Annotated in this window: 13 protein-coding genes; 8 read left to right on the top strand and 5 right to left on the bottom strand. The window is 64.4% G+C overall.

All coding sequences use genetic code 11. The features are described from left to right. Positions 1-243 precede the first annotated feature (243 nt). Entirely contained in the window at positions 244-555 is a 312-nt protein-coding gene (locus POF53_RS25625) for a hypothetical protein (RefSeq protein ID WP_232856177.1), read from the top strand. A gap of 5 nt (positions 556-560) precedes the next feature. On the opposite strand, the gene POF53_RS25620 is transcribed toward POF53_RS25625, so the two are convergent. Continuing rightward, complete coding sequence (locus POF53_RS25620; RefSeq protein ID WP_498970001.1) at positions 561-2,192, bottom strand: ATP-binding response regulator; 1,632 nt, start codon at positions 2,190-2,192, stop codon at positions 561-563. A 107-nt stretch (positions 2,193-2,299) separates the two neighbouring features. Between POF53_RS25620 and POF53_RS25615 the strand changes: the two genes are divergently transcribed. Beyond that, complete coding sequence (locus POF53_RS25615) at positions 2,300-2,914, top strand: LuxR C-terminal-related transcriptional regulator (protein WP_203646663.1); 615 nt, start codon at positions 2,300-2,302, stop codon at positions 2,912-2,914. Between the two features lie 170 nt (positions 2,915-3,084). Here POF53_RS25615 and POF53_RS25610 read toward each other — a convergent pair whose 3' ends face one another. The 4 genes from POF53_RS25610 to POF53_RS25595 form a co-directional block, all read right to left on the bottom strand. Next, a complete protein-coding gene (locus POF53_RS25610; RefSeq protein ID WP_186713273.1) occupies positions 3,085-3,306 on the bottom strand; it encodes a DUF6555 family protein in 222 nt (73 codons plus the stop codon). A 157-nt stretch (positions 3,307-3,463) separates the two neighbouring features. Then, the gene (locus tag POF53_RS25605) at positions 3,464-4,015 is read right to left on the bottom strand and encodes an ATP-dependent Clp protease proteolytic subunit (RefSeq protein ID WP_203646666.1); all 552 of its coding nucleotides are present in this window, start codon (positions 4,013-4,015) and stop codon (positions 3,464-3,466) included. Positions 4,016-4,029: 14 nt separating this feature from the next. Continuing rightward, a complete protein-coding gene (locus POF53_RS25600) occupies positions 4,030-4,425 on the bottom strand; it encodes a low affinity iron permease family protein (RefSeq protein WP_203646667.1) in 396 nt (131 codons plus the stop codon). A 13-nt stretch (positions 4,426-4,438) separates the two neighbouring features. Then, complete coding sequence (locus POF53_RS25595) at positions 4,439-4,567, bottom strand: hypothetical protein (RefSeq protein ID WP_269806751.1); 129 nt, start codon at positions 4,565-4,567, stop codon at positions 4,439-4,441. 260 nt (positions 4,568-4,827) lie between these two features. Here POF53_RS25595 and POF53_RS25590 point away from each other — a divergent pair, with 260 nt between their 5' ends. From POF53_RS25590 to POF53_RS25565, 6 genes are all read left to right on the top strand, one after another. After that, on the top strand, positions 4,828-5,124 hold the full coding sequence (locus tag POF53_RS25590) for a hypothetical protein (RefSeq protein WP_498969998.1): 297 nt from the start codon (positions 4,828-4,830) through the stop codon (positions 5,122-5,124). Positions 5,125-5,230: 106 nt separating this feature from the next. After that, positions 5,231-5,374: a hypothetical protein gene (locus POF53_RS25585; protein WP_254463590.1), complete on the top strand. Its 144-nt coding sequence runs from the start codon at positions 5,231-5,233 to the stop codon at positions 5,372-5,374. 223 nt (positions 5,375-5,597) lie between these two features. After that, positions 5,598-6,371 carry an endonuclease/exonuclease/phosphatase family protein gene (locus tag POF53_RS25580; protein ID WP_254463588.1) on the top strand — a complete coding sequence of 258 codons (774 nt, stop codon included), beginning with the start codon at positions 5,598-5,600 and terminating at the stop codon, positions 6,369-6,371. After that, positions 6,368-7,570 (top strand): cardiolipin synthase ClsB, encoded by a 1,203-nt coding sequence (gene clsB, locus POF53_RS25575; RefSeq protein ID WP_203646670.1) that lies wholly within the window; start codon positions 6,368-6,370, stop codon positions 7,568-7,570. The genes POF53_RS25580 and clsB overlap by 4 nt, the downstream gene beginning before the upstream one ends. Next, positions 7,570-8,529, top strand: coding sequence for a lysylphosphatidylglycerol synthase domain-containing protein (locus POF53_RS25570; protein WP_498969995.1), 960 nt, complete (start codon positions 7,570-7,572; stop codon positions 8,527-8,529). Before clsB ends, POF53_RS25570 begins: the two co-directional genes overlap by 1 nt. Positions 8,530-8,553: 24 nt before the next feature. Continuing rightward, positions 8,554-8,828: hypothetical protein (locus POF53_RS25565; protein WP_498969993.1), on the top strand; the 275-nt coding region annotated here is incomplete at its 3' end.

Raw genomic sequence — 8,828 nt, 5'->3', positions numbered from 1 at the left:
AGATTCGCGCCCCCTTGTAGGAGCGGCCTCGTGCCGCGAAAGGGCTGCAAAGCAGCCCCGGCAATTCCAAGCCGGACGCCAAGTCTCAACACCTTGAAATTGCCATCACTATGCCACCTCGCACATCCGCCCTACATCGCGCAATGCTCCCTCGGCGCTATAGTCGGCCCATCGCCCCATAGCCAGCCCCCCTTCCTGGCGGTGGGTGCGCCGTACCGAGAACAATGCCAAGGAAGCAACGCGATGATCCCCATGTCCTTCCCCTTCAAGTCCCTGGTCCTGCTTGCCGGCCTCGCCACCCTGGCCGGTTGCCAGACCGCCAGCCCCAGCGCCGACACCCTCAAGCAGCGTACCGAGGTCACCCTCGGCGTGCCGGTAAGCAAGGTCAGCAACCTGCGCAGCGACTCCAACACCACCTACTTCACCGCCAGCACCTCCAAGGGCCAGTTTGACTGCCAGGTGCCCAGCGGCGGTCTGGTCGCCGTGGCCGGCATGGGCATCTACACCCCGTCACCAACCTGCTGGAAGGAAGGCCAGGCCCCCGTCTTCCAGTGACACCCTCAAGCGCCGGCCTGAACCGCCGGCGCCGTTTCCCTCTCGCGCAGGGCGCGCAACGCCGCGCGCAACTCGGCAGGTCGCACCGGCTTGGCCAGCACCGCGATACCCCGCGCGTGCAAGGCGCCCTGCAGCCTGTCGATGTCGTGACCGGTCATGATCAGCGCCGGCACATCGGCACCGCGCTGCGCGCGCAACTGGTCGATGCAGTCAATGCCGGTAGCCTGCGGTCCCAGGTCATAGTCGGCGACGATCACATCACAGTCGCTGACCAGGCCATGGGGCGAACTCTCGGCCTGCACCTCGCACCCCCAGCGTTGCAACAAGGCACTGGTGGCCTGCAGCACGTTGTGGTCGTCCTCCACCAGGCACACCCGCAGCCCGGTGAGCAGGCCCGCCTGCACGGCCTGGTCGAGCGTGGCCCGCGGCACTTGCGCAGGGACCCTGGCCAACCCCTGCAGGGTCACGCAGGTGCCATGTCCCAGGCGCGAGCGCAGGCTGACCTGCAGGCCCATCAACCGCCCCAGACGCTTGACGATGGCCAGACCCAGGCCAACCCCCTCGACATCCTTGTCGCGTGCCTCGCGCACCCGGTAGAACTCCTCGAACACCCGGTCCTGGTGCTCCTCGGCAATCCCCCGCCCCTGGTCGCAGACAACGATGGCCAGGCCCTGCCCGCAAGGCCGCACGCCGATCAACAACCGGCGTCCGGTGGCGTACTTGAAGCTGTTGGACAACACGTTCTGCACCATGGTCGCCAGCATTCCCGGATCGGCGCGGATCCAGTGACGGCTCGGCACCAGGCGCATCTCCACCCCGGCCCAGCGCGCCGCCTCGCTGTTCTGGCGCAGCAGCTCGCGCAGGAAGCCGTCCACGGCAAAGGTCTCCCATTTCGGCTGCACCCGGCCGTTGTCCAGGGTGTACAGGTCGAGAATCGAGCGGAACAGCTGCGAGACGTTGAGCAGCGAGCGGTCGATGCTGTCCACCAGGCGCCGCTCCTCCTCGCCCAGGCGTGCCTCGCGCAGGCAGGCGGTGAACAGGCCGATGGAGTGGATCGGCTGGCGCAGGTCGTGGCTGGCCTGGGCCAGGAAGCGGGATTTCTCGCGGGTCGCGGCCTCGGCCAGGGCCGTGGCCTTGCGCGTGCGCTCCAGCAACAGGTGGGCATAGAACGGGATCAGGGTGCTGGTGGTCAGCAGCATCGGCAGCAGAAACGGCTGCTCCTGCCAGTAGGGGGTCAGCCGCCAAACCACCAACAACGCCCCCAGGGCCAGCACAGTGGCAATGGCCAGGTAGCGCGAACCGAAGCGCATGCCGTTGCCCAGGTTGATCCACACCATCACCGCATACAGCGGCAGCGCGGTTTCGCCGCCGACCACCAGGCCGAAGCTGGTGCCGGTGTAGTCACCGAGCATGCCGAAGATCCGCCGCGCCGGATAATGCCCCGGCCAGCGCTTGATAGCCTGGCGCATGCCGATCGAAACCACCACGAAAGCGGCGTAGTAGAGTATCACCGGCAGATAGGTGGCCGGCGAGCGACCCGGCAGGAAGCCCAGCAGCGCCACGTAGCTGATCGCGCAGGAGGCGACGATGATGCGCAGGTTGGCCTGGTCCAGTTCGTTGTTCTTTTCGAACTTCATGGGGTAACGTCCTTGTGCGCCAGTCGGCATTTGCGGCAAGCATCATGGGAAAATGCCGCAGTTGACTGCTAAATTAGCATGTGTCGGACGACAGGGAGTTCCTCGACGTGAGTTGTCGCATCATCGTGGCAGATGACCATCCGCTGTTCAGGGAAGCCATGGTCAACACCGTGCGGCGCATCCTGCCCGAAGCCCGGCTGGAGGAAGCCGGCAGCCTGGCCGACGTGCTGCGCCTGGCGACCCTGGGCACAACGCCCGATACCCTGATCCTCGATCTGCGCTTTCCCGGCCTGACCTGCATCGGTCGCCTCGCCGAGCTGCGCCGGCAACTGCCGCGTACCACGCTGATCGTGGTGTCGATGGTCGACGACCCGGAGGTGATCTGCGAAGTCATGGCCGCCGGCGTCGATGGTTTCATCGGCAAGAGCGTCAGCCCCGCGGAGATCGGCACGGCCATCCTCGCCATCCGCGCCGGCGAGGTGGTGGTCAACTACCTGCCCAGCGGCCTGCTGCCGCAACTGGGGGCTTCCAGCGAGCTGGAACAGCTCACCCACCGCCAGCAGGACGTGTTGCGCCTGATCGCCCAAGGCAAGACCAACAAGGAGATCGCACGGGCGCTGGATATCTCGCCGTTCACGGTGCGTATTCATGTGTCTTCGCTGCTCAAGACCCTCAATGTGCCGACCCGCACGGCGGCGGCGGTCAAATATTCGGGCAATTAAGCGCAGATCGGGCTGTCAGCTGTCGCGGGGCCCTGTGGGAGCGGGTTCACCCGCGAACACCGGCGCAGCCGGTGCCATATACCGCGTTGCTTTATTCGCGGGTAAACCCGCTCCCACAGGATATGTGACTCGCTGTCGGGCGTTGTTCCCTGTGCGGGTAAGCGTCTGGTTCAGACCCGCCAGTGCACATCGGTGATGCCATGCCGCTCGGCCATCGGCCGGCTGACCTTTTTGATCTTTTCCCGTCCGAACTTCGGGATGATCCCCAACCCCGCATCGCAACTGGCCCAGTGCCAGGCTTCGGCGTTGTCCATGTGTTCCTGGCGGATGATGAACCGCCGCGGCTCTCCGTGCAGCCGATATTCAATGGTGTACAGCTGGGGACTTGGCATTGCCGCAGGCCCTCCTCTTCTCCATGGATGACTCTTTGACTGATCGTGGTGTTCCATGAAAATTCAATAAATTGTCAGGCAGACTGAAGGGAGGGCCAGCCCATTACAAAGTTGCCCGGATTGGTTTGCCTGGTCCCGCCGCGCAGGCCGTCCGGGCTCACGCATGCACGCTCCATTGCACCGCATCCGCAGCGATCGGCAACTCGTCGATGGCATGGATCATCCCGCTGGCCAGCGCCTCCTGCGGCTCCAGGATGCGCGGATAGGCCATCAAATAACGCGGCACGTCGAGCACTTCGCTGGCACCTTCGGTCCGCTCGGCAACAATCTGCGCATACAGGCGCAGGTCGTAGTCCAGGCTCATGGCGTATTCGGCCATGCGCGCATGGTCTACCGAACCGTGCAAGGTCCAGTGGAAGGGATGAAACAGGAACTTGCTGCAGGCACAGGCCGTACGGTGAACACCGGCAAGGAACAGGATATTGCCCATCGATTCGACCGTGCCCAGGTTGTGGGTATGCACCGGCACCGGCAAGGCGCGCAGGAAGTTGTACAGGGTGAAACCGTAGCTGCACTCGCCGCCCATGGTGGCGATATTCAGCTGCAATACCTCGGCGCCCTGCTGCAAAGCCTTGGAGCAGGTACTGATCAGGTTGCCGCAGGTCGCGGAGTTGATCGGGCCGGTGTAGTGGATGATGTGTCTGGCCATGTCGTCCTCCAGGGTCAGTCAGGCGTGTTCTTTTGCGCAGAGTCACTGCCCGGCACCGTCGTGTCGTGCTCGCCCATTCGCTGGTAATGCTTGCGCAGCGCATGCAGTTCGGCCGGCCCCATGTCCTCGAGGTCGAGCAGTGCCTTGTGCGCCCGCTTGGTGGTGCGCAGCAGCTCGTCGATCTTGATGTGCAACTCATCGTTGTCGCGGTTCTGGGTGTTCTGGATAAGGAACACCATCAGGAAGGTGATGATCGTGGTCGAGGTGTTGATCACCAGTTGCCAGGTATCGTTGAAGTGGAACAACGGCCCGCTCACGCCCCAGGCGATGATCAGCATCAATGCGATGGCGAAAGTCACCGGGCGTCCACTGTGGTTGGCCAGCCATTGGGCAAACCGGTCGAATTTCATGGCTGGATCTCCTTCAGGCCGATTGCCCGGTTTCGCCAGGCTGGCCTATGTCCGGGTCGTCTGATTGCACCTGCGGCTCGTCATCCTCCGGTTGCACCGGGGATTGTGGTCGATTGTCGTCGGTATCGTTGTCGCTGTTCATGGACTCACCTCGAATTGCACGCTGGCATGCGGTGGAAACCCACAAGGCGGGTAAAGTTCCGGTTTTTCTCGCCCCCTTCGGCAGGTGTTCTCACAGTGCAGGGCGCCTCCCTGCACTGCTGTTGTTCACCCGCTAAATATTTGCCTCGCGGTCCTTCAGGCAACTGGTCCGAAAACTCGAGAATATTTCTACTGCGATGACTGACAGCTCAGTCATAACTGAACACAGACCTTCCTGTGTTCGACCAGAGGTAAGCCATCATGGCTAACAATCAAGACAAGGGCGGCGACCGTAACGCCGACAACAACATGGGCAACGCCGGCCAGCAAGGGGGCCACGGCTCGGCAGGCGACATGACTGACCGGCAGAAAGGCGGCCAGCAAGGCGGTCAACGGCCTGAGGACAAGACCGACAAGGATTGGGCGCAGTCCCAGGATACCGGGCGACAAGGCGGGCAATCGGTGGAGCAGCCTGATGACAGGGAGAACCTTACCGACACTGGAAAAGCCGGTGGTCGACAACGCGACCAAGACCAGAGCATGGACAAGGAACGCTGATTCCGAAGGGGTCCAACCAGGGCGACAGCGTTCGCCCTGGATCGTATCGAACGGTTCCGGTCCTGCCGGTATGTGAGGCCGCGAATGCTTTAACGAGGTAACAGCCATGATCGACCCCAACCATCCAGACCCTTATGTCGATGAAGTACCGCACGATCCCGGCGAAAAGGTCCCAACGCCCGCTCCGGAACATAAGGTACCCGACTGGCCGGAAGGCCAGGTGCCACCCGAGGAACAATCCGACGGATGACGGCACCTTGGTGCAGCATGGTCATCAGCCAGAGGTGAACCGGTTTCCCAGCCAGCGCCACTCGTCAATCCTGCTGAACCCTCTCGCTCCGCTACCGGTCGCTACTGATAAGTACACGAACGTAGGAAGCCCTCGTGAGCGAGATCCGCATTGGTATTTCCGGTTGGCGCTATGGCCCATGGCGCAAGGGCTTCTACCCCAGGGGACTGTGCCAGGGGGCGCTATGAACGGGACCCTGCCCGCCCCCCGCTGCATCATCGACAAGGTCAGCGCCGTGCACCGCCTGACGGTGCTGACCCTCAACGTGCACAAGGGCTTTACCCTGTTCAACCGCCGCTTCATCCTGCCGGAGCTGCGCGAGGCGGTCCGCTCGACAGGCGCCGACCTGGTGTTTCTGCAGGAGGTCCACGGCAGCCATCAACAGCATGCCGAGCGCCACCCCACCTGGCCACAGACCCCACAGTACGAATTTCTCGCCGACAGCATGTGGCCGCAGTTCGCCTACGGGCGCAACGCGGTCTATCCCCATGGCGATCATGGCAACGCCCTGCTGTCGAAGTTTTCGATCCGCGCCTACGACAACCTGGACGTCTCGATCCACGGCAACGAGGAGCGCGGTCTGCTGCACTGCCAGCTCGAAGTACCCGGCCATGAGCAGGTACACGCGATCTGCGTGCACCTGGGGCTGCGCGAAGACCATCGCCAGCGCCAGGTCGACCTGCTGCTGGCGTTGCTCGACAGCCTGCCGGCGGACGAACCGGTCATCGTCGCTGGCGACTTCAACGACTGGCGCCTGAAAGCGGATGCGCGGCTGTCGGGCCATCTGCGCGAAGCCTTTGGCAAGCCAGCGCGCAGCTTTCCCGCCCGCCTGCCCCTGCTGCGCCTGGATCGCATCTATCTGCGCAATGCTCAGGCCTGCGAGGCGCAAGTGTTGGCCAGGTACCCGTGGTCGCACCTCTCCGACCATGCCCCGCTAGTGGCGCAGGTGACGCTATGAAGCAGTCCTGGAGCGACGGCAACCGTGTCGAACTGCTGATCAATGGCGAGCAGTACTACCCGCGCGTGTTCGAGGCCGTGGCCCAGGCGCGCAAGGAAATCCTCCTGGAAACCTTCATCATCTACGACGACAAGGTCGGCCAACCCTTGCGCCAGGCCCTGATCGACGCCGCGCGGCGCGGGGTGCGGGTCGAGGTGGCGGTGGACGGCTACGGCACCGCGGACCTGCCCGACGACTTCATCGCCTCGATGACCGAGGCCGGGGTGCGTTTCCATTCGTTCGATCCGCAACCACGGCTGGCCGGCATGCGCACCAACCTGTTCCGCCGCCTGCACCGCAAGATCCTGGTGATCGACGGGCAACGCGCGTTCATCGGCGGCATCAACTACAGCGCCGACCACCTCGGTGATTTCGGTCCGCAGGCCAAGCAGGACTACGCGGTGGAGGTCGTCGGCCCGGTGGTGGCCCAGGTGCACGCATCCTCCTGCCGCATGCTCGCACCAGTGCTGGATACCACCAGCCGGGTAGAGCCGACCTGCACCGCCGCAGGCCCGGCCAGCGCCGTGCTGGTGGAGCGCGACAACCGGCGCCATCGCAACGATATCGAGGTCTGCTACCTGCAGGTCTTCCGTGAGGCCAGGCAACGTATCGTCGTGGCCAACGCCTACTTCTTCCCCGGCTATCGCCTGCTGCGCGAACTGCGCAACGCCGCCCGGCGCGGGGTCGAGGTGACCCTGATCCTCCAGGGGCAACCAGACATGCGCTGGGTACGCGCCCTCTCGCGGCTGCTCTACAACTACCTGCTGCGCGACGACGTACGTATCCACGAGTACTGCCAGCGCCCGCTCCACGGCAAGGTGGCGCTGGTGGACGACGACTGGTCCACGGTGGGCTCGAGCAACCTCGACCCGCTGAGCCTGTCGTTCAACCTCGAAGCCAACCTGCTGATCCGCGACCGGGCGTTCAACGACGTGCTCTACCAACACCTGAGCGAGCTCACCCGCGAACACTGCAAGACCGTGACGCTGGAGCGCATGGTGCGTGGCTACTGGTGGCGCGCACCCTTGATTTTCCTGGGTTTCCACATCACCCGCTATTTCCCGCGTATCGCCGGCTGGTTCCCCGCGCATCGGCAGCGCCTGCAGTCGCTGCAAGCCGCCAGCGAGGCCCCGGCCGACTACCACGGGGGCAAGACCTGATGGCCACGCCACGCTGGAAGACCTGGGGCAAACGCCTGCTGAGCGTACTGTTCCTGGTGCTGATCCCGGTGCTGCTGTTCACCCTGGCGCGTAACCTGGACTGGAACGAAGTGCGCCAGTCACTGCTGGCCTACCGACCCTCGACCCTGGCCCTGGGGTTGCTGCTGGCCCTGTGCAGCTATCTGGTGTTCGCCAGCTACGACCTGCTCGCCCGCGCCTACACCGGCCATCGCCTGCCGGCCCGCCAGGTGCTGCCGGTGGCGTTCGTCTGCTATGCGTTCAACCTCAACTTTACCACCTGGGTCGGCGGGGTGGCCCTGCGCTATCGCCTGTACGGCAGGCTGGGGCTGGATACCCCGACCATCACGCGCATCCTCACCCTGGGCCTGTTGACCAACTGGATGGGTTACCTGCTGTTGGCCGGAACGGTGTTCGCGTTGGGCTTGGTCAAGCTGCCGGATAGCTGGGCGGTGGGCGCCGGCGGCCTGCGCCTGATAGGCGTCATGATGGTGGCGATCACGTTGGCTTACCTGTTCGCCTGTGCCTTCGCCAAGCGGCGAACGTGGGAGCTGCGCGGGCACGAAGTCACTCTGCCGAGCATGCGCCTGGCGTTGGGCCAGGTGGTCCTGGGGGCCAGCAACTGGGCTTTGATGGCGGCGTTGATCCACCTGCTGCTGCCGCCGGAACTGTTCTATCCCTCGGTGCTGGGGGTATTGCTGATCAGCTGCGTGGCGGGCGTGGTCGCGCATATTCCCGCCGGGCTTGGCGTGTTGGAGGCCGTGTTCCTCGCCCTGCTCCACGGCCAGCTCGGCCAGGGCTCGCTGGTCGCCGCGCTGCTGGGTTATCGAACGTTGTACTACCTGATTCCGCTGCTGTTGGCGGTGGTCACCTACCTGATCCTCGAGAAGCGCGCCAAGGCCTTGCGCCAACAGGCCGGGCCGGCCCTCGACAAGCGCTGAAGGGCCTTCGGGCCTGGGAGGTACTTGGCCAACCCCAATGCCGCAGGGCGTGACGAGCCCTCCACCCGCCCTGCCGTGCCCAAGGATGCGCGGATCATCACCTATCACTGCGACACCCCGAGCCTGGGCCAGGCGCGTAGCGATTATGAGCGCAACAACGCCGACGTCCCAACGAGGCAAGCTCAGCGCTATGCCGTTGCCGTTGCCGTTGCCGTTGCCGTTGCCGTTGCCGTTGCCGTTGCCGTTGCCGTTGCCGTTGCCGTTGCCGTTGCCGATCAAAAGTTTAGCCCCATAGCCCG

The organism is Mitsuaria sp. RG, from assembly GCF_028369275.1.
GTDB classification, from domain to species: domain Bacteria; phylum Pseudomonadota; class Gammaproteobacteria; order Pseudomonadales; family Pseudomonadaceae; genus Aquipseudomonas; species Aquipseudomonas peradeniyensis.
This window is presented reverse-complemented; position numbering and strand designations above follow the sequence as displayed.

Coding starts and splice junctions, on each gene's coding strand:
- POF53_RS25625 (WP_232856177.1), top strand. CDS start 244: ATGATCCCCATGTCCTTCCCCTTCAAGTCCCTGGTCCTGCTTGCCGGC.
- POF53_RS25620 (WP_498970001.1), bottom strand. CDS start 2,192: ATGAAGTTCGAAAAGAACAACGAACTGGACCAGGCCAACCTGCGCATC.
- POF53_RS25610 (WP_186713273.1), bottom strand. CDS start 3,306: ATGCCAAGTCCCCAGCTGTACACCATTGAATATCGGCTGCACGGAGAG.
- POF53_RS25605 (WP_203646666.1), bottom strand. CDS start 4,015: ATGGCCAGACACATCATCCACTACACCGGCCCGATCAACTCCGCGACC.
- POF53_RS25600 (WP_203646667.1), bottom strand. CDS start 4,425: ATGAAATTCGACCGGTTTGCCCAATGGCTGGCCAACCACAGTGGACGC.
- POF53_RS25595 (WP_269806751.1), bottom strand. CDS start 4,567: ATGAACAGCGACAACGATACCGACGACAATCGACCACAATCCCCGGTG.
- POF53_RS25590 (WP_498969998.1), top strand. CDS start 4,828: ATGGCTAACAATCAAGACAAGGGCGGCGACCGTAACGCCGACAACAAC.
- POF53_RS25585 (WP_254463590.1), top strand. CDS start 5,231: ATGATCGACCCCAACCATCCAGACCCTTATGTCGATGAAGTACCGCAC.
- POF53_RS25580 (WP_254463588.1), top strand. CDS start 5,598: ATGAACGGGACCCTGCCCGCCCCCCGCTGCATCATCGACAAGGTCAGC.
- clsB (WP_203646670.1), top strand. CDS start 6,368: ATGAAGCAGTCCTGGAGCGACGGCAACCGTGTCGAACTGCTGATCAAT.
- POF53_RS25570 (WP_498969995.1), top strand. CDS start 7,570: ATGGCCACGCCACGCTGGAAGACCTGGGGCAAACGCCTGCTGAGCGTA.